Origin of the sequence: Bradyrhizobium sp., assembly GCF_035701725.1 — a bacterium.
Classification (GTDB): domain Bacteria; phylum Pseudomonadota; class Alphaproteobacteria; order Rhizobiales; family Xanthobacteraceae; genus Bradyrhizobium.
On the sequence record NZ_DASSRP010000017.1, the window covers coordinates 1 to 19,993 of the forward strand.

General features: G+C 62.6%; 19 protein-coding genes. 14 read left to right on the forward strand and 5 right to left on the reverse strand.

Annotated elements, in window-relative coordinates; translation table 11 throughout:
• The 4 genes from VFL62_RS00740 to VFL62_RS00755 all read left to right on the forward strand — a co-directional run.
• Positions 1-215 (forward strand): hypothetical protein (locus tag VFL62_RS00740; protein WP_325170464.1); only part of this gene is annotated, 215 nt, incomplete at its 5' end.
• Positions 216-333: 118 nt separating this feature from the next.
• On the forward strand, positions 334-819 hold the full coding sequence (locus VFL62_RS00745; protein WP_325170465.1) for a hypothetical protein: 486 nt from the start codon (positions 334-336) through the stop codon (positions 817-819).
• A gap of 108 nt (positions 820-927) precedes the next feature.
• Entirely contained in the window at positions 928-1,929 is a 1,002-nt protein-coding gene (locus VFL62_RS00750; protein WP_325170466.1) for a TRAP transporter substrate-binding protein, read from the forward strand.
• Between the two features lie 238 nt (positions 1,930-2,167).
• Positions 2,168-3,232 carry a 2-dehydropantoate 2-reductase N-terminal domain-containing protein gene (locus tag VFL62_RS00755; protein ID WP_325170467.1) on the forward strand — a complete coding sequence of 355 codons (1,065 nt, stop codon included), beginning with the start codon at positions 2,168-2,170 and terminating at the stop codon, positions 3,230-3,232.
• A gap of 25 nt (positions 3,233-3,257) precedes the next feature.
• Here the strand turns inward: VFL62_RS00755 and VFL62_RS00760 are convergent, their stop codons facing one another.
• Positions 3,258-4,196 (reverse strand): AEC family transporter, encoded by a 939-nt coding sequence (locus VFL62_RS00760; protein ID WP_325170468.1) that lies wholly within the window; start codon positions 4,194-4,196, stop codon positions 3,258-3,260.
• A 232-nt stretch (positions 4,197-4,428) separates the two neighbouring features.
• On the opposite strand from VFL62_RS00760, the gene VFL62_RS00765 reads away from it, so the two are divergent.
• The 9 genes from VFL62_RS00765 (at position 4,429) to VFL62_RS00805 (ending at position 14,185) form a co-directional block, all read left to right on the forward strand.
• Positions 4,429-4,788 (forward strand): hypothetical protein, encoded by a 360-nt coding sequence (locus tag VFL62_RS00765; protein WP_325170469.1) that lies wholly within the window; start codon positions 4,429-4,431, stop codon positions 4,786-4,788.
• Positions 4,789-4,796: 8 nt separating this feature from the next.
• Complete coding sequence (locus tag VFL62_RS00770; protein WP_325170500.1) at positions 4,797-5,450, forward strand: HAD family hydrolase; 654 nt, start codon at positions 4,797-4,799, stop codon at positions 5,448-5,450.
• Between the two features lie 119 nt (positions 5,451-5,569).
• Entirely contained in the window at positions 5,570-5,767 is a 198-nt protein-coding gene (locus VFL62_RS00775) for a hypothetical protein (protein ID WP_325170470.1), read from the forward strand.
• Positions 5,768-5,960: 193 nt separating this feature from the next.
• Complete coding sequence (locus tag VFL62_RS00780) at positions 5,961-7,232, forward strand: MFS transporter (RefSeq protein WP_325170471.1); 1,272 nt, start codon at positions 5,961-5,963, stop codon at positions 7,230-7,232.
• Positions 7,233-7,797: 565 nt separating this feature from the next.
• Complete coding sequence (locus VFL62_RS00785; RefSeq protein ID WP_325170472.1) at positions 7,798-8,715, forward strand: pirin family protein; 918 nt, start codon at positions 7,798-7,800, stop codon at positions 8,713-8,715.
• Between the two features lie 23 nt (positions 8,716-8,738).
• Complete coding sequence (locus tag VFL62_RS00790; RefSeq protein ID WP_325170473.1) at positions 8,739-9,653, forward strand: phosphoribosylaminoimidazolesuccinocarboxamide synthase; 915 nt, start codon at positions 8,739-8,741, stop codon at positions 9,651-9,653.
• Positions 9,654-9,697: 44 nt separating this feature from the next.
• A complete protein-coding gene (locus VFL62_RS00795; RefSeq protein WP_325170501.1) occupies positions 9,698-11,902 on the forward strand; it encodes an SLC26A/SulP transporter family protein in 2,205 nt (734 codons plus the stop codon).
• Between the two features lie 113 nt (positions 11,903-12,015).
• On the forward strand, positions 12,016-13,593 hold the full coding sequence (locus tag VFL62_RS00800) for a hypothetical protein (protein WP_325170474.1): 1,578 nt from the start codon (positions 12,016-12,018) through the stop codon (positions 13,591-13,593).
• Positions 13,594-13,603: 10 nt separating this feature from the next.
• Positions 13,604-14,185: a hypothetical protein gene (locus VFL62_RS00805; protein WP_325170475.1), complete on the forward strand. Its 582-nt coding sequence runs from the start codon at positions 13,604-13,606 to the stop codon at positions 14,183-14,185.
• A gap of 39 nt (positions 14,186-14,224) precedes the next feature.
• Here the strand turns inward: VFL62_RS00805 and VFL62_RS00810 are convergent, their stop codons facing one another.
• The 3 genes from VFL62_RS00810 to VFL62_RS00820 form a co-directional block, all read right to left on the reverse strand.
• Positions 14,225-15,322 carry an SbmA/BacA-like family transporter gene (locus VFL62_RS00810; protein WP_325170476.1) on the reverse strand — a complete coding sequence of 366 codons (1,098 nt, stop codon included), beginning with the start codon at positions 15,320-15,322 and terminating at the stop codon, positions 14,225-14,227.
• 147 nt (positions 15,323-15,469) lie between these two features.
• Entirely contained in the window at positions 15,470-16,966 is a 1,497-nt protein-coding gene (locus tag VFL62_RS00815; protein WP_325170477.1) for an NAD-dependent succinate-semialdehyde dehydrogenase, read from the reverse strand.
• A 129-nt stretch (positions 16,967-17,095) separates the two neighbouring features.
• Positions 17,096-17,416, reverse strand: coding sequence for a hypothetical protein (locus VFL62_RS00820; RefSeq protein WP_325170502.1), 321 nt, complete (start codon positions 17,414-17,416; stop codon positions 17,096-17,098).
• Positions 17,417-17,746: 330 nt separating this feature from the next.
• Here VFL62_RS00820 and VFL62_RS00825 point away from each other — a divergent pair, with 330 nt between their 5' ends.
• Complete coding sequence (locus VFL62_RS00825) at positions 17,747-18,940, forward strand: serine hydrolase domain-containing protein (RefSeq protein WP_325170478.1); 1,194 nt, start codon at positions 17,747-17,749, stop codon at positions 18,938-18,940.
• 48 nt (positions 18,941-18,988) lie between these two features.
• Here VFL62_RS00825 and VFL62_RS00830 read toward each other — a convergent pair whose 3' ends face one another.
• Positions 18,989-19,990 carry an adenosine kinase gene (locus VFL62_RS00830; protein WP_325170479.1) on the reverse strand — a complete coding sequence of 334 codons (1,002 nt, stop codon included), beginning with the start codon at positions 19,988-19,990 and terminating at the stop codon, positions 18,989-18,991.
• Between the last annotated feature and the right edge of the window lie 3 nt (positions 19,991-19,993).

Consider the following 19,993-nt stretch of genomic DNA (forward strand, 5'->3'; position numbering starts at 1 on the left):
TGACGGCCGCACTGGCAAGTCCCGTGTTGGCGCAGGACGCCGCCACCACGCACAAGCCGGTTCATGCGCTCCGGCATTACCGCGGCACGTATAATCAGGCGCCCGAACCGTTCTTCGTGGCCCCGCGCACGCCGGCGGCCGGTTCGTATTTCGATCGCAGCTACGATCCCTCGCGGATCGGCGATCACGATCCGAACTTCAATCCCCCGAGCTGATCGCAGCCCGGCGATTTCGAAAAAAAATTAGACCAATGTCACGGCGGCGACCCGGTTGATTCCGGGCCGCTGTCGCGGTTTACTCCGCGCGCTTTTGCCAAGTGGAGTGGAGGAACCGGTGATATCCAACCGTCAGAGCGCGATCTTGCTGCTGGTCTTTGGCATGCTGTCGGCACTGCCCGCGGCGGCGCAATCGGCCGGCGGCGACAGCATGTGGACCGTGCTTGACGTCACCAAAGCGGTCAACGGCGCGATCGAGGAAAGCCCGCAAAGCACCGAGCTGCGCGAGAAAGCCGTGCGGCGCTTTTCCGAATGCTCCCTGGTGTATGGCGGTCTCTCGACGATGACGTCGAATGCCGAAACCAAGAAGAACTACGTTGAAGCGCAAAGGGCCACGGCCGCGATCGAATCCCAGATCGCCAGGCCCCTGCAATCGGCAAAGCGGGTGGAACTGGAAGAGGCCGGCCGGCAAACGGTGGCAACGATATTGCGCACCGTGAAGTCGGAAGGCGCCAGGGAAGTGGCACCCCTGCTCAAGAGCTGCAAGGCGCTCAACGATTCCCGGGAAGTCAGGACCGCCTTGCAGGCGCTTCTGCAGCAGTAAGACTGCCGGCCACCTTCGCGTTAGCCGCCATCAAGAAATCGCGGTAGAGATAACCTTCCAATGAGACTCTTGCCGCGGCGTGCTCGCGAGCGAGGGCGAGGGAGGATCATGATCATATCTCGCAGGGCGATGCTTGCCGGCGGCGCGACGCTGGCGATGCCTTATGTTTCGCGCGCGGCGGTCGCCGATTATTCCTGGAAGTTCGGCCACGGTTTCGCGGCCACCCATCCGGTCCATACCTTCGCGCTCGAGGCGGCGGCACGGATCAAGCAGGATACCGCCGGCAAGGTCGAGATCGGTGTATTTCCCAACAGCCAGCTCGGCGGCGACAGTGATCTGCTGTCACAGGTGCGCGCGGGCGCGATCGATTTCTTCTCGACCGGCGGGCTGATCTTCGCAACGCTGGTGCCGGTCGCGGCGATCAACGGCACGGGCTTTGCGTTCAAGAACACTGATGCGGTGTGGCCCGCGATGGATGGCGAACTGGGCGCGCTGATCCGCAAGGGTTTCGACAAGGCCGATCTCTACGCCTTCGAGAAAATCTGGAACAACGGCTTTCGGCAGATCACCACCAGCAAGAAGCCGATCAAGGATCCGTCCGATCTCGAAGGTTTCAAGATCCGCGTTCCGGTCAGCCAGGTCTACGTGTCGCTGTTCAAGGCGCTCGGCGCCGCCCCGACCAGCATCAACCTTTCCGACGTCTATACCGCGCTGCAGACCGGCGTCGTCGACGGACAGGAGAATCCCCTGGTCGTCGCCGAAACGTCCAAGTTCTACGAGGTGCAGAAATTCTGCTCGCGCACCAATCACGTCTGGGACGGTTCATGGATCGTGACCAGCAATCGCACCTGGCGCGGTGTGCCCGACGACATCAAGACCAAGGTGGCGGCAAGCTTCAACGACAGTGCGCTGAGGCAGCGCGATGCCGTCACCGCGCTCAATGACGGCCTGGTCGCCTCATTGAAGCAGAAGGGCATCGCCTTCAACGACACCGACCCTGCGCCCTTCCGCGAGGTGCTGAAGAAGGCCGGTTTCTATGCCGAATGGAAAGCCAAACACGGCGAGCAGGCCTGGGGCCTGCTGGAAGCGGCGGTCGGTCATTTGGGCTGACGACAGATTTGACTAGGAGCTGAGGCAGGCCGCCCTGATACATCAGATTTTGCGATCAAGCGATAGGTTGCATGGATGACAGGCATGACCTGACGATTTGTAAAATTGTGTCACTTTGTCATCCCGGCGGTTGACAAGATACAATTAGGAGCTCCTGCGGCGAACGTGGTTTGAAGGCGTTGGCGCTTTGTCGCGCGAACGATCCGAGCCACTACGAGCATCGCAACAGGAGACCCACATGGCCCGCAATATCCTGATCCTGGGAGCATCCTATGGATCTCTTTTGGCGACCAAGCTGCTGATGGCCGGCCACAACGTCACGCTGGTGTGCCGGCGGAAGACGGCCGATCTCATCAACCGCGAAGGCACGCAGGTCCGCATCAAGCTGCGCGACGAACCGGCGCATCGCGCGATTTTTTCCCGCGACCTGCCCGGCAAGCTCGATGCGGTCACGCCGCAGGAGGTCGATATCTCCCGCTATGACCTGGTCGGCCTTGCGATGCAGGAGCCGCAATACACCAATCACACCATCCGCGTTCTGATGATCAAGATCGCGGAAGCGAAGCTGCCTTGTCTTTCGATCATGAACATGCCGCCGCTGCCCTATCTGAAGCGGATTCCGGCGCTCGCCGAAATGGACCTCGAGGAGGCCTACACCAACGCGCAGGTCTGGGAGCGTTTCGAGCCCGGCCTGGTCACGCTCTGCTCGCCGGACCCGCAGGCGTTTCGCCCGCCGGAAGAGGCGGCGAACGTGCTGCATGTCGGCCTCGCCACCAATTTCAAAGCCGCCGCCTTCGCCAGCGAAGCGCACAACAAGATCCTTCGCGAACTGGAAGCCGACATCGATGCGGTGCGGCTCGATGGCCAGGACGTTCCGGTGAAGCTCAAGGTGTTCGCTTCGCCGTTCGTGCCGCTGGCGAAATGGTCGATGCTCCTGACCGGCAACTATCGCTGCATCACGCCGCAGGAGCCGCGCTCGATCAAGGATGCGGTGCATGGCGACCTCAAGCTCTCGCAGTCGATCTACGAGCATGTTGACGCGGTGGCCCGGCGGCTGGGCGCCGATCCCGCCGACCAGGTGCCGTTCGACAAATATGCCAAAGCCGCCGAGAGCCTGCTCAAGCCGTCGTCGGCCGCGCGCGCGGTCGCGGCCGGCGCGCCTTTCATCGAACGGGTCGATCTTCTGGTGAAGCTGATCACCCATCAGCTCGGCACGCCCAATCCGGAGATCGACCGCACGGTTTCGACTGTCGATCAGAAGCTCAACGAGAAGATCGTCGAAGGCGGCTCCGGCGGATTGTGAGGCAACGCTTCACAGTCCGCGGGCCTCAGCTCGCCGCCGCTCCGAGCGCATAGAGCCAGCCGAGCAGCGTCACGACCGACAGCACCGTCGTGATCGAGACCGTGGCTGCGACCAGCGGCTCCTCCACTTTGTAGGTCCCGGCCAGGATAAAGGTCGTCTTGGCGGTCGGGACCGCGGCACAGATCACGGCGGCGATGGTGTAGAGCGGATCGAGCCCGGTCGCGACGCACAGCGCGTAAACGATCAACGGCATGATCAACAGCTTCACGACGGTGAGCGCGATCGATGCGCCAAGGTTCGAGGCCATGGCTTCGATCGACAGGCCGAGCCCGATGGCAAACAGCGCGCAGGGCGTCAGCGCACCGGCGAAAATATTCAGATAGGCGGCGAGCGGCGGTGGAATCGGCACGCCCGCGATCGCCCAGGCAAGGCCGATCAGGGTCGACAGCATAACCGGATTGAGCACGATCTGTTTTGCCAGCGTCAACGGCGCAGCGATCTGGCCGCGCGTGTCGCTTTCCTCGCGCTGCAGGAGAATGACAGCGAGCGGAAACATCACCGCGGCCAGGAACACGGTTGCGACCGCGACCGGCAACACGGCCGGCTGGCCATAGATCGAATGAAGGATCGGCAGCGCCACGAAGCCGGTATTGGTCATCGCTGCCGTCATTCCGTACATCGTGCTGCTCGCGGCGTCGCGGCGCAGGCCGACGCGAGCTGCGGCAAACACCAGCAGGAAGCAGAGCAGGGAGCCGCCGCCGAAGGCGAGCAGAAAGCGCCACTCCAGGAAACTGCGCGCCGATTCCTGCGCGATCGTCACCACCAACAGCGCGGGCATCGCGATATTGTAGGCAAAATGCACGAGGCCATCGGCCAGCGACCGCGAGACGTAACCAAGCTGGCCGGCGAGCCAACCGGTGACGATGATGGCAAAGACCGGCAGCACCAGATTGGCGACTTCCATTTCACATCTCCCGTGGCGCCGCTCCGTTCAGGGCGTTCGGCGCCTGAGCGAGCATAGCAGTCCGGCGTGCCAGCGTGACGGTCTGGAAGCCCGCGCGGTCTGCGCCGCGCGCAGGTCAGGCGAAACCTTGAAACAAAGCCACTCTTGAACCGATGCCACACCTGATCAACAGGTTTGCGACTGGAGTGGATTTGAATGGCCTTCCCACGGCCGATTGTCTAAGGTCCGCAGCATGAAGCGCGTTTTATTTTCATCGGTGGCTGTCGCTCTGTCGCTGCTTTCGTCGCTCGCGCTGGCCGCGCCGGCACACAAGCGGCCGGCGCCGGTCTGGCATGGCTACGGCTTCCTGCCCGGCTATCATCAGCCGCCGAGCAACAGCCAGCCGCTTTATGGTCAGAAGGCGCGTCTGGCGCGGATCGCGCAGCATGCCCGCCGCCCCTGGTACATCGACCCTACCCCCGAATATTTGGACTATGACGGCGACTGGCACTATTTCGGCTGGCCGGGCTTTTACCGTGGCAACTACAATGGCGGCACTTTCGGCCCGTGCTGGACACGCACGCCGATCGGTCCGGTCTGGAACTGCGGCTGACCCGCAAGATGAATACCGCCTTCTTCGATCTCGACGGCACGCTGACCGATCCGAAGCCCGGCATTACCGGCTGCATTCAATATGCGCTCGACCGGCTCGGATTCGTCGCCCCACCGGCCGACGATCTCATCTGGTGCATCGGGCCGCCGCTGCATGCCAGCATGAAGAAGTTCGTCGGCACCGACGAGCTTGCCACCCGCGCCGTCGAACTCTATCGCGAACGCTTTGGCGACGTCGGCCTGTTCGAGAACGAGGTCTATGACGGCATCGAGCAGACCCTGTCCGACGTTGCCGCGACCGGACGGCGCCTGTTCGTCGCCACCAGCAAACCGAAGGTCTATGCCGACCGCATCATCGCGCATTTCGGTCTGTCGCGTCATTTCGAGCGGGTGTTCGGCTCGGAGCTCGACGGCACGCGCACCGACAAGGCGGAACTTCTGGCCTATGCGCTCGCCGAAACCCATACGGACCCGAGGCGTGCAATCATGATCGGCGACCGCAGCCACGACATGATCGGCGCCAGAAAAAACGGCATGAAGGCGATCGGCGTGCTTTACGGATATGGCAGCCTCACCGAGCTGACCGATGCCGGCGCGCATCATCTTTGCGCGGCCCATCCGGAGGTGGTGGCGCACTGCGCGGCTGCGATCGGCACGGCCTGACTGGAACGACCGGGGCATCGCTGCCCGCCATTTACCGAATAAAAACCATATCAAACTGTCTGAAAATTCTCGGCGAAACCTTCCGCCGTCCTGCGGGTCATCTCGCGGGAGGGCCCGACATGACCGTTCATTACGATTTCAGACAGGAACAGATTCGAATCGCGCGCTACCGCGATCTGGAACGAGAAGTCACCGATCCTCTGGCGCTGTGTCTGCTGCACATGATCGTGGAGGAGTTGGAGGCCGATCTGGCGAACGCGCGTCATTGTACGCGACACGAGCGCGCGTTCGGGCTCGACCACGGCGACGACCGCTGATCGAACGCGCCGCCCATCGTGCAGGCGCTTCGGACCGGCTGCATCAGACCACGGCCGGGATTCGCGCCGATGCGACGGGCGAAATCAAAACTATTTGTCAAGCCATCGAAATCATGCGGAACGGGAATAGATAGTGCCGGCGTCCTGCGGCCGCGGGACGCCTCTTCACCCGACTCTTTTCCAAATGAATGGCATGACCGAACAAACTCTCAACGAGCCGATCGACGCCCCGCAAGAACGGTCCCGCGGCTTTTCGCGCTACCAGTCAATCCTCGTTGCGCTACTCGCGCTGGTCCAGTTCACGATCATTATCGATTTCATGATCATGTCGCCGCTCGGCGCCATTATCATGCCGGCGCTGACCATTTCGCCCGCACAGTTCGGCGCGGCGGTCTCGGCCTATGCATTCAGCGCGGGAATTTCCGGCATTCTCGCTGCCGGTTTTGCCGATCGGTTCGATCGCAAGCGGCTGCTGTTGTTTTTTTATGCCGGTTTCACCCTTGGAACGGCGCTCTGCGCACTCGCGCCGAATTATCACGTGCTGTTGACCGGCCGCATCGTCACCGGCCTGTTCAGCGGCGTGATCGGCTCGGTCGTGCTGGCCATCGTCACCGACCTGTTTCCACTGCAATTGCGCGGCCGCGTCATGGGCTTCGTGCAAACCGCCTTTGCCGCGAGCCAGGTGCTCGGCATTCCGGCCGGTCTGTTTCTCTCCAACCATTGGAACTGGCATGTCACCTTTGGCGCTCTGGTCGGACTGTCGATTGCCGGAATGGCGGCCGTACTGCTGCTGATGCAGCCGGTGGACGGCCATCTTTCGCTGAAGCAGGACAAGAACGCCTTGCGCCATCTGATCGCAACGGTCGCAGAACCGCGTTATTGGCTAGCGTTCTCGGTGACGACGCTGCTTGCGACAGGCGGCTACATGCTGATGCCGTTCGGCAGCGCCTACACCGTGCACAATCTCGGCATCGACATCGTTCATTTGCCGACGATCTATCTGGTTTCCGGCCTGTTCAGCATTTTCATCGGACCGCTGGTGGGACGCCTCAGCGATACCTTCGGCAAATTTCCCACCTTCGCCTTTGGGACCGCAATGTCAGTCGTGATGGTGCTGATCTATACGCATCTCGGCCAGGTCAGCCTGACGGTGGTCATCGTGGTCAACGTGCTGCTGTTTGTCGGCATTTTTTCGCGCATGATCCCGTCGCAAGCGCTGATATCGGCGATACCGGATGCCTCGCAGCGCGGCTCCTTCAGCGCGGTGGGCGCTTCGTTGCAACAACTCTCCGGCGGGCTCGGTTCCGTCCTCGCGGCCGCGCTGATCGCGGAAGACGCCAACGGCTCGCTGCTGCATTTCGACCGGCTCGGATATGTCGTGGTGACGACGGCGGTGATTTCCCTCGTCTTGATGTATTTCGTGCAACGGCCGATTGCGGCCAAATCCGGCAAACGCGTGATCTGAGGGACGCCGCCGGCTCAAGATTTCGCTTGTGCCGTCGGGCAAATCACCTTTAGAAGCCCGCGCGTCTCGCGCCCGTCAAAGAGGGGCGTATCGCGATCGTCACGACACGTTGGCGCGGGATACGGTGGACGCTTGTGCTGCATCGGACGAGCGCAGCAACGGCGGACGGCGAAGTCGTGTGGGCCTGACGCCCCGACGCTGGCGTCAACTCTTAAGAAGCTAACGCTTCTCAAGGGGATGGTGGCAACAAAGCCCGGTTCACCAGGGCGAGCACGAAGCAAGCCGTTAAAACCATTCGTGTGCGGGAATGCCGGGTTATCCGGCGCTACCTGCGGTGAACTTACTCATGTGCTTTTTCTTTTGCACATGAGGCTGCGGGTGCGTTGGCACCCGGCATTCCCGCGCGCCCTCTGTTTGCAAGGGGCGGGTCGAAACCCAAACCCCGGGCGTGGTTCACGCCGCGGCAAGGACGGAGTGCGTCTGCAACGACGATTGCGTTGGCGACGCTTGAACCGCCCCATGCAATTGCTGCTATGATGCCCCGAAACGTAAAATGGAGGACCTCATGAGCTGGCAACCTTCTCACGATCCCGTCCTCGGCGATCCGCTGTCCTGCGACGCGCTGGAACTCGTGATCGTGCCGCGCACCCGCGACCTCGGCGACGGATTTGAGGTGCGCCGCGCGCTGCCACATGGCAAGCGGCAGATGGTCGGACCCTTCATCTTCTTCGACCATTTCGGCCCGGTGCAGTTCATGGCCGGCAAGGGCATGGACGTGCGGCCGCATCCGCATATCGGCCTAGCCACCGTCACCTATTTGTTCGACGGCAGCATCATGCACCGCGACAGCGAGGGCAATATCCGCGAAATCCAGCCCGGCGCCATGAACCTGATGACCGCAGGCCGCGGCATCGCCCATTCCGAGCGCACGCCGGATCTGCAGCGAACGACCGGTCAGCAGATGCTGGGGCTGCAAAGCTGGATCGCGCTCCCCGCCGGCAAGGAGGAAATCGACCCGACCTTTCAGCATTATGCGGCGGCCGATCTGCCGATCGTCAGCGATGGCGGCATCTCCGCGCGCATCATCGCCGGCAGTTCTTTCGGCGCGACCTCGCCGGTGGCGATGGTCTCGCCCTGGTTCTATGTCGAGGTGACCGCAAAGCAGGGCACCAGCGTGCCGCTTGATTCGGATCATGAAGAGCGCGCGATCTATCTCGTCGACGGCGAAGTCGAAATTGCCAATGAGCGTTACGAGGGCCCGCGCCTCCTGGTGTTTCGCCCCGGCGATCGCATCACCGTGAAAACGTTAAAGGCCACGCGGATGATGTTTCTCGGTGGAGACGCGCTCGAAGGCCCGCGTCACATCTGGTGGAATTTCGTCTCCTCCAGTAAAGAGCGGATCGAGCAGGCCAAGCAGGACTGGAAGTCCGGCCGCTTCGCGCCTGTACCCAACGAGCACGAGTTCATTCCGCTGCCGGAGTGAAGTTTTCTCTGAAAGTGACCGATATGACCGCCATGCTTGCAAGCGACCTGCCGCTGCCCCGGATCGGACGCGGCAAGGTCCGCGACATCTACGCCGTCGGCGAGGATCGCGTGCTGCTGCTGACCACCGATCGCATCTCCGCCTTCGATATCGTGATGGCCGAGACCATTCCGATGAAAGGCGCGGTGCTCACCCAGATCAGCGCCTGGTGGTTCAAGCAGCTCGAAGGCGTGGTGCCGCACCACATGATCAGCGCCGATGCCGATACCATCATTCGCGAAGTACCGGCGCTGAAGGATCATCGCGCTTCGCTGCTCGGACGCGCGATGCTGTGCAAGCGCACCAAGGTATTTCCGATCGAATGCGTGATCCGTGGTTATCTCTCCGGCTCGGCATGGAAGGAATATGCCGCGAGCGGCACGCTGGCCGGCGAAAAGCTCGGCTCAGGGCTGCTGGAAAGCGGCAGGCTGGAGCCCGCGATCTTCAGTCCGGCGACCAAGGCCGAAACCGGCCACGACGAGAACATCACGGTCGGCCGGATGCGCGAGATCGTAGGTCCCGAGGTGACCGAAGCGCTGGAACGGATGACGCGCGCGATCTACACCCGGGGCGAAAAGATCAGCCGCGAACATGGCATCATCATCGCCGACACCAAGTTCGAATTCGGCCGTGACGCCAATGGCGCGATCATCCTGATCGATGAAGTCATGACCCCGGACAGTTCGCGCTTCTGGGCGGTGGACGTCTACAGGCCAGGCCAGCCGCAGCCGAGTTTCGACAAGCAGCCGCTGCGTGACTATCTCGACGCCGAGCGCCGCGCCGGCCGCTGGAATGGTGAAGCGCCGCCGCCGCCATTGCCGCCAAGCGTGGTGGACGCGACCAGCAAGCGTTATCTCGAAGCCTACCGCCGCGTCACCGGCAGCGATCTCAGGATATAGCTTGCGAAGCTGTCAGCGCCCGGGGCCGTCCCAAAATGAGCGAGATGGAATACGAACTTCGGAAAGTAGGCGCCAGGCCGCCGCTGCGCGTGCTTCTGAAGGACGTTCTCGGCGGTAGCGCCGCCAGCGTTCTGACCGTCACTTTCGGGCTGTCCTATTCGCTTCTGATCTTCGGCGGGCCGCTTTCCCCCTATCTGTCTTACGGCGTTGCCGCGACCTTCATCACCTCGGCGATCCTCGCCGCCGTGATTGCGGTCGGCAGCTCGCTGCCGTTTGCGGTTTCGGGACCTGACAGTTCGACCGCGGCCATGACCGGCATTCTCGCCTCTTCGGTCGTGGAGCGCCTGGTCGTCGCCGACCCGTCGGCGCCGGTGCTTCCTGCGGTCCTGATCACGCTCGCGGTGACGACGATCCTGACCGGCATCGTGCTGTGCTGTTTCGGAATGACGCGGATGGGCCGCGCGATCCGCTATGTCCCCTATCCGGTGGTCGGCGGCTTTCTTGCCGCGACCGGATGCCTGATCCTGCTCGGCGCGGTGCGCGTCATCACCGGTCACCCCTTGCAGTTCGAGACGCTCGGGCGCTTCGAGGACACCCTCACGCTTTCCAAGCTTGGCGCCGCCTGCGCCATGGCGTTGGTGCTCTATATGACCTGGCACCGTTCGCGTTCACCGTTCGGATTGCCGGTCCTTCTGATCGGCGGCGTCGTTGCCGCGCACCTCCTGTTTTGGCTGGCGGGCCTGTCGCCGGCGGATGCGCAGGCCGCGGGCTGGACTTTTGAGCCGCCGCCGAGCGTCACATTCATGCTGCCGTGGAGCGTCGAGGGCCTCTCGCGCTATCCCTGGAAGATTCTGGCTGAACTCTCCGGCAACCTGATCGCGGTGATCTTCGTCACCGCCTCAACCACGCTGTTCAACACCACCGGCGTCGAGGTCGCGACCAATCGCGAAGCCAATCTGGAGCGCGAGCTTAACGTCACCGGCATCGCCAACATGCTGTCCGGCGCCTTCGGCGGCTATACCGGATGCATTTCGATCAGCCGCACCGTCCTCAATTATAACGGCGGCGGCACCGGGCCGCTCGCCGGACTGACGGTTGCAGCGATTTCGCTGTTGATGCTGATCTTCGCGCCGGCCCTGCTCGGCTACATGCCGAAATTCGTGCTCGGCGGCCTACTGATTTATCTCGGCGCCGACGCCCTTCACAAATGGATCGTTCAGTCGCGGCTGCGGCTTTCGCTGACCGACTATCTGTCGCTGCTCGCCATCGTCGTCATCATCGTCGAATGGGGCTTCATTGCCGGCATCCTGATCGGCGTCGTCATCGGCTGCGCCACCTTTGCCCTGAGCGCCTCGCGCATCGATTCCATCAAGTTTTCGTTCGACGGCTCCGAATATCGCAGTTCGCTTGATCGATCCCGCGAACAGCTTTCGGTGCTTGCCGCCCACGGCGGCGCGATCCAGGGCCTGAACCTGCAAAGCTATCTGTTCTTCGGCTCGGCCAACCGCCTCTACCAGCATGTCAAGGCGCTGCTGGCGCGCCATCCGGAATGCCGCTTTCTGGTGTTCGACTTCAAGCTCGTGACCGGCATCGATTCCTCGGCCGCCTACAGCTTCGCGCAGATCAAGCGCGCCGCCAGCGAGCGCGGCATCAAGCTGGTTCTGGTCCATCTTCAGGCCGCGACGGAAAAGGCGCTGCGGTCGAGCGAATTCGTCTCCCGCGACGTCAGCATCATGCCCGAGCTGGATCATGCTCTGGAGTGGTGCGAGAACGAGATCATCGCGCAGCACGAGGGCCGCGGCGATGAAGAAGCTTCGCTGCGGGACTGGTTCTTGCGCATTCTCGGCACCGAGGAGGACGCCGCCGAGCTGATCCATCGCTGCGAGCGGCTCGAGGTCACTGCCGGCGACGTCATCGTCCGCGCCGGCGACGCCGCCGATTCCATGCACTTCATTCTCGACGGACGCGTGGGCGTCATGATCCCGACCGCCGATGGTGAGCTGACGCGGGTGCGAAGTCTCGGCCGCTACACAACAATCGGCGAAATGGGCCTGGTGGCGAAGACGCCGCGCAACGCGACCATCCAGGCTGAAGTCGACAGCGTACTCTATATCCTGAGCGCCAGTCAGTTCGAGGCGATCAAGACCGAGAATCCGGTTCTTAGCCAGAAATTGCTGACGTTTTTCGTGCTGGTCATCGCCGAGCGGCTCACTTTCGCCAACCGCCTCATCGGCGTGCTGCGTCGGTAACAGATCATCGCGCGCTTATGACCGGAATGGGACTGGGAGTGTTGAGAACTCGCCGCCAGCGGCCTATGATCGGGCAGCTGGCTTCAATTCTCTGGTTAGAAAGGGGAACGTCCATGCGCAAATTCCTGCTCGCAGCGATCCTCGCCGTCACCGGCGGTTCTTTAGCCGCGGCGCAGGATGAGATGGATCAGAAGTTGGGCAAGGTCCACTTCGCGACGACCTGCAACGAGGTCGCGCAACGCCGGTTCGACCGCGCGATGCGCTACCAGCATTCGTTCTGGTACGCCGAATCCAAGGAGATCTACGAAGAGGCGATCAAGGCCGACGACGCCTGCGCCATCGCCTATTGGGGCATCGCGCTGTCGCTGCTGGCCAACCCGCACAGCGCAATCCCGGCGCCAAATCTCGCGCCTGGGCTTGCGGCGATCGAGAAGGCCAAGGCGATCGGCGCCAAAAGCGAGCGCGAGCGCGATTACATCGACGCGATGTCGGTGATGTATGTCGATTACGACAAGATTCCGCAGCAGGTGCGCATTCAGTCTTACCTGAAAAAGATGGAAGCGCTCGCCGCCAAATACCCTGACGACGACGAAGCGCAGATCTTCTACGCGATCACGCTGAACGCGGCGGCCTCGCCCGCCGACAAGACCTATGCCAACCAGCTCAAGGGCGCCGCCATTCTCGAGCCGATCTGGCAGCGTCAGCCCCAGCATCCGGGCATCGCCCACTACCTGATCCACCTCTACGACTATCCGCCGATCGCCGCCAAAGGCCTGCCGGCGGCGTTGCGCTATTCCAAGATCGCGCCGAACGCGCCGCACGCCCAGCATATGCCGTCGCACATTTTCACCCGGGTCGGCTACTGGAAGGAGTCGATCGCAGCCAACCTTGCCTCGGTCGAAGCCGCCAAGGGCCACGACAGCGAGCGCGGCGAGCAGCTGCATGGCGAGGACTATATGGTCTATGCCTATCTGCAACTGGCGCAGGACGACAATGCGCGCAAGACCATCGACGCCATCGAGGCAATGACACCCGATGCCGAATCCGCCGCCAGCGCATTTTCGCGCGCTGCGGCGCCTGCCCGTTACGTGTTCGAGCGCGGCGACTGGAAGGGTGCGGCGAAGCTCGACGTCAAGCCGACCAAGTTCCTTCACGCGATGGCGATTTCGCATTTCGCCCGGGCGCTCGGTGCGGCCCGCTCCGGCGATGTTGCCGCCGCGCGCGTCGATGCCGCCAAACTCATCGAAATTCGCGACCGCCTGCGCGAAGACAAGAACGACTATTGGGCGACCCAAGTCGATATCGAAGCCCAAACGGCAAACGCCTGGATTCTCTATGCCGATGGCAAGCAGGACGAGGCGATCAAGGCGATGGCGGCCTCGGCCGACGCCGAGGACAAAACCGAAAAGGCTCCGGTCACACCCGGGCCGCTGGTGCCCGCACGCGAACTCTATGGCTTCATGCTGCTCGACCATGGCCAGGCCAAGGAGGCGCTTGCCGCGTTCGAGGCGACCAAGGCCAAGGAGCCGAACCGTTTCAACGGCTATGCCGGTGCGGCACAGGCTGCGCAGAAGCTGGGCGATCCGGCCACAGCCAAAGCCAATTACGAAAAGCTGCTCGGGCTCGCCGCCGACTCCAGTTCCGATCGGCCGGTGCTGGCTGCCGCGCGCAGCTTCGTCGCGAGCAACTGATGGAGCGGTGATGCGAAGCCGAAACGCCATCGTTGCAGGGGTTTTGGGCGGCCTTGCGCTCGGCGCGTTGGCGGGACTGTCGGCGTTCTTCGCCTGGCCGATGCTGCTTCAGAGCAAAGCGCTGACAGCCCCGAGCCATCCGAAATTTGCCGAGGTGCGCTGGCCGTTTCCGACCGACGAGTGGGGCGAGGGAAAGGCGTTTCGCTGCGCGTCGGCGGATTGCGGCGTTGAGGTCAACGTCTACATCCGCGCCAAGATCGGGTTCTGCAACTGTCTGACCGGCGTCTCCGACGACAATGAGCTCGATCGCCTCAGCGACTTCAACCTGATGGGCGGCAAGCCTGCCGTTCTCGGCGCCGGCCACGAGATCAAGATCGCCTGGATGAAGGGCCGGAGCCGCGCCTATGCCGTGAGCGAGCCCTATCGCGCGCCGGGCTCGACACTCGCGATCGCCTTCAACGACCGTTGCGACGCCATCGTCGCCACCGCAACCGTCGCGCACGACCGCCCGGCGGCGCTCGAGCCCAGCGTGATCGAATTCCTCAACAGCGAGCCGGTCGTGCACTGGGCCGAGGTGACGCTGGGGCTTTAGGGTTTGCACTTGTCGCCGGCACGCAGCCTGGGTGGACCGTCATCCCTCAAGATCGTTATTGTGCGGGTCGACCTCGTCGAGCGCAAGCAACAGCGAGCCGACGCGATTGGCCGATGCGGCCCAATCTGCAAGAGTGGCGTAATTGTCGGTGAACCAACCGAATGCCCCTTGCACGATGACGAAGGCGGCGGAAACTTGAACCACCTCCCCAAGCGTCATCGTGTCGGCAAGGTATTTCGGAACGCACAGCAGCAAGCCCAAGACCGGCGTCACCACGGCATTGGCAGCAGTCACCGACGTCATCCGCATCAGCTGCCAGCAATAAATTCGCCAAATCGCGATAACGCCCTTCAGGGCCGCCCCGATCACGCGGCGCGCGTCTCTCTTGTCATCCGGCAAGACCTTACCTTCGCCGGACTCGCGCACATGCGTTCCGATCGACCTCAACTCGGCTTCGTTCCTTTTGTTTTCCTCGATGATCCGCGTGAGGTGGCGGGCGATCAGCGCCATCGCGGCCGTCAGCAGCAGCGAATAGACGATAATGGCGATCACGAGATAGCAGGGTATCGTCAGCGTGAACCCGCGATAGCTCAGGTCCAGCGCGCCGCCGATCGACCACAAGATTCCTATGAAGGTGATCGCATTGAGCAACGACGAGAGCAGTCCCACGACCAGGTCGATCGGCAGGTCCGTCGCGATCCTTGCATCCTCCGCAATGCGGTATTCGGGAGCCTGATGATCCGAGTTCGTAAAGCGGAGCCGAACGAAGCGATCGTCCTTCAGCCAGAAGTCATAGAGATGATTGCTCAACCACTCGCGCCAGCTGCGCTGCATGGTCATGCGCGTCCAAACCGAGACGACAGACAGCGCCAGACTGGCCGCCGCCAGCGGCACGAAACGCACCGCCTGAGCCACAATCTCCGCCCTGTCCCTGCGGTCGATCGCATCGAAGAAGTGCCGATTCCAGAAATTCAATCCATATTGCGTAAGCAGCTGCAGGATAACGATGGCGATCAGCACCGCGACCAGAAACCAGGCAAGCCATGCGGACGAACCAGACCAAAAGCCGGAGGCGCTTCGCCAGAATCGTGCAAGAAGCTGCTTTTCCGCCGGGGCCAAGCGTGTCCGTCTAAGCATTCTTCCTTCGGCTTCACGTCGGGCCCGCAATCACGCCTGGCCTGAGAAACGACCGTGAAGAATACGAAGCCGGGACGCAAAATCATTGATCTGAGTCAATGGGACTGTGTCGTCCTGGCGAAGGCGGGGCCCCACCGGGATCCTGCGCTATACGCCCGCCATCATCACGTATTTGATCTCGAGATATTCTTCGATACCGTGGTGCGATCCTTCACGGCCGAGACCGGACTCCTTGACGCCACCGAACGGCGCGACCTCGGTGGTGATCAGGCCGGAATTGACGCCGACCATGCCGGATTCCAGCGCTTCGGCGACCCGCCACACGCGGCCAAGATCGCGGGCATAGAAATACGAGGCGAGGCCAAACGGCGATTTGTTGCACATCGCGATCACCTCGGCTTCGTCCTTGAAGCGGATCACTGGCGCAAGCGGCCCGAAGGTCTCCTCCCGCGAGACCAGCGCATCCGCCTTCACGTCCGCAAGCACGGTCGGCTCGAAGAAGGTGCGGCCGAGCGAATGCCGTTTTCCCCCGGTCACGACCTTGGCGCCGCCCTTGACGGCATCGGCGATGTGGCGCTCGACCTTGTCGATCGCTTCCATGTTGATCAGCGGCCCCTGCACTACGCCTTGTTCGGTGCCATCGCCGATTTTCATCGCAGCGACTTTCTTGGAAAGCTTTTCGACGAACTGATCGTAGATCTTGTCCTGCGCGTACATGCGGTTGGCGCAGACACAGGTCTGGCCCATGTTGCGGTACTTGGAGACGATGGCGCCCTCGACCGCAGCATCGATATCCGCGTCGTCGAACACCACAAACGGCGCGTTGCCGCCGAGCTCGAGCCCGAGCTTCTTCACCCCGACCGAGGCCTGCTTGTAGAGAATCTTGCCGACCTCGGTCGATCCGGTGAAACCGACAAAGCGCACCGCCGGATGCTCGCACAGCACGAGCCCGATCGGCGGCGCGTCGCCGGTGATGACGTTGAAGACGCCCTTCGGCACGCCAGCCTTCTCGGCGAGCGCCACCAGCGCCAGGGCCGAGAGCGGCGTTTCGTTGGCCGGCTTGAGCACGACGGTGCATCCCGCGGCCAGCGCCGGCGAGACCTTTCGCGTGATCATCGAGTTCGGAAAATTCCATGGCGTGATTGCGCCGCAGACCCCGATCGGCTGCTTGATCGCGAGCAGACGCGCATCGCCCCGCTGCGTCGGAATGGTCTCGCCGTAGACGCGACGCGCTTCTTCCGCGAAGAACTCGACATAGGCGCCGCCAATGTCGACTTCGCCAAGCGCCTCGGACAGCGGCTTGCCCTGCTCGGAGGTCAGGATCAGCGCGAGATCCTCGCGGCTGGCGATGATCAGCTCGAACCATTTGCGCAGGATGTTCGAACGTTGCTTGGCGGTCAGCTTCGCCCAGGCAGGAAAGGCGCGCTCGGCGGCTTCGACCGCACGCGTCGCATCCGCTGCGCCGAGCTGGGCCACCTTGGCAATTTCAACGCCGGTTGCGGGATTGTTGACCGGAAGTTCGGGCTGCCCGACCCAGGTGCCGTCGATATAGCACTGCTCACGCAACAGCGAGGGGTCCTTCAGACGATCCCGCAAGTTCGGCGCGGAAGGTTGCGAAGCGCGGGCGGCTGCGGTCGGGGTCATGGCGTCACTCCAGATATTTTCGGTCGTGGCGCCAAATATAGGCTGGAACCGGACATGATGCACCGCCCCCACCAGCGCAAGGCATCAAACAAATTTGCAGATTTCAGAGAACCAAAAGTGCCGGCGCTATCAGGCGGCGCCGCTCAGATAGGTTTCCCGCCGGCCGATCATGCGGTCCGCCACCGCCTTGGCGTCCGCCTTCGTCGAGGTTGCGCAGGTGCGATATTCAAGGTCGAGCGTTTCTGTCGGCGCGCGGCGGCTGAACCACGATTTGGACGCTGCAGGCAGCTGCGCCAGGGCCTGGGCCACATTGTCGACCGCGCCGAACGAATGCAGCGCGCCGGTGGCGGCAAAGCGGACTTCGTAAATACCGGGCGAAATCGGGGCTTCCAGATTTTCGCCACGGCCAGTCCGGGGGTACCGCTTCCACTCACTCCAAGTCGAAATCATCTGAGTTCCTCTTGGCGGCGATCCGCCGATCAATCAATTGATCCGCCAGCCCACCAAACGCAATATCTAGGTGGCGTTTTTGCTTTGACGAAAACGCAATACCGGAATGCAGATGGCGAAGTCTGACACAGGGGGGCCATCGCCATCAATCGGAACTTGCCAACGATGCGGCCCGATTCGTCAAAAATTGTGGCGCAGGTCGGGCGCAATGCGCCATCCCCAACTTGCTTTCGAAGTTCACGAGACCGCGACCGGAATGCGCCGCGCTTGCGGCAGAAAAACCCGGGGAGGAAGATCAAACGTTTTCAAAAAACAATCTGGAGGAGACCCATGCAGAGCAAAGCCCAGATCGACCAGATTCTCCGTCAGAAGAGCGATGCCATGGAAATTCCCGGCGTCGTTGCCGTGGCCGCCAGCGGCAGTGAAGTGCTCTATCAGGGCGCATTCGGCAAACGCGACTTGTCGAGGCCGGACGCCATGACCGCCGACAGCGTGTTCTGGATCGCCTCGATGACCAAGGCGATCACGACGGCGGCTGCGATGCAGCTGGTCGAACAAGGCAAGCTCGCGCTGGATGCGCCGATCGGCAAATTGTTGCCCGATCTCGCCGCGCCTCAGGTGCTGGAGGGGTTCGACGCCGCGGGCGAGCCGAAGCTGCGGGCCGCCAAGGGCGCCATCACGCTGCGCCAGCTCATGACCCACACCGCCGGCTTCTGCTATGACATGTGGAACGGCGATATGGGGACCTATCTGGCAAAGGCCGCCATCCCCGGCATCATCACCTGCCAGAACGCCGCGCTGAAAACCCCGATCGCGTCGGACCCCGGCACGCGCTGGGAATATGGCACCAACATCGACTTCGTCGGCAAAGCGGTTGAGGCGGTGAGCGGCAAACGGCTCGACGCCTATCTGCACGATCATCTGTTCGCACCGCTCGGCATGAACGACACCGCTTTCAAGCTGACCGATTCCATGCGCAAGCGGCGCGTCGGCATGCATACGCGCGGCGCGGATGGCTCGCTGGCGACGTTCGAATTCGAACTGGAGCAGAATCCGGAATTCCACATGGGCGGTGGCGGCCTTTACGGCACCGCCGGCGATTACATCAAGTTCACGCAGATGATTCTCAATAAGGGCCGCGGCAACGGCAATCAGGTGCTCAAGCCTGAGACCGTTGCGATGATGGGGGAGAACCAGATCGGCGATCTCGTCGTTACCAAGATGATCTCGGCGGCGCCGCCCTACACCAATGACGTCGACCTCTATCCGGACATGGTCAAGAAATGGGGTCTCTCGTTCCTGATCACGACCGCCGCAACACCGGAAGGCCGCAGCCCCGGCAGTCTCGCCTGGGCCGGCCTTGCCAATACCTATTACTGGATCGATCCGGCCCGCGATGTGAGCGGGGTCATCCTGATGCAGGTATTGCCGTTCGCAGACGCCAAATGCCTGGAGGCCTTCGCCGGCTTCGAGCGCGGCGTCTATGACGGGCTCGACGCGGCCGGCGGACGGAAGGCGGCGTAAGCTGTCACGTCTCTCCCCGCTCGTGGCGGGGAGAGACTCTCAAGCGAGTTAAACCGGCAAGCCGCTCTGCCGCGCCAATTCCTTCAGCGAGACCTGGGGCCGCGCACCGATATGCTGGATGATCTCGGCAGCGGCGAGCGAACCCAGCCGCCCGGCGTTTTCGTGGCCCACGCCGCGCGAAAGACCGAACAAAAAGCCTGCCGCGAACAGATCGCCCGCACCGGTAGTGTCGACCAGCTTCTCGATCGGATAGGCCGGCACCGCCGTGACGTCTTGCTTCGACGCGACAACGCATCCCTTCTCGCTCCGCGTGACCGCCGCGAGGCCGACGTCGCTGCGCAGCTGCTTCAGCGCCGTATCGAAATCCGATGTCTGATATAAAGAATGCAGCTCGGCCTCATTGGCGAACACCAGATCCACGGTCCCGTTCCGCATCAATCCGAGAAACTCATCACGGTAGCGATCGACGCAAAACGCGTCCGACAGGGTCAAGGCGACCTGACGGCCGGCCTGGTGCGCAATCGTCGCCGCCTTCACAAAGGCTTCCTTCGCGCTCTTGGGATCCCACAGATAACCTTCAAGATAAAGGATCGCGGAAGCCGCGACCTGATCGGCATCGATGTCGGCCGGCGTCAAATCCTGCGCCGCGCCGAGATAGGTATTCATCGTGCGCTCGCCGTCGCCCGTCACCAGAATATAGGAGCAGCCGGTCGCCGGGCCGCTTGCCGCGGGCCTGGTCTCAAAGCTGACGCCGGCGGCGCGGATGTCGTGCGTATACAAGCGGCCGATTTCGTCGTCTCTGACCTTGCCGACATAGGCGGCGCGTGCCCCAAGGCTGGCGATGCCGACAATGGTATTGGCGGCCGATCCGCCCGACATCTGGGTCGCCGGCCCCATGTCGCGATAGATCGCCGCCGCGCGTGCCTCGTCGATCAGCGACATGCCGCCTTTGCTCATGCCGTGGCGACTCAAAAAGCCTTCGTCAGTTTGCACCAGCACATCGAAAAGGGCATTGCCGATTCCGAGCACATCGTATTTCGCTGCGGTCATTTA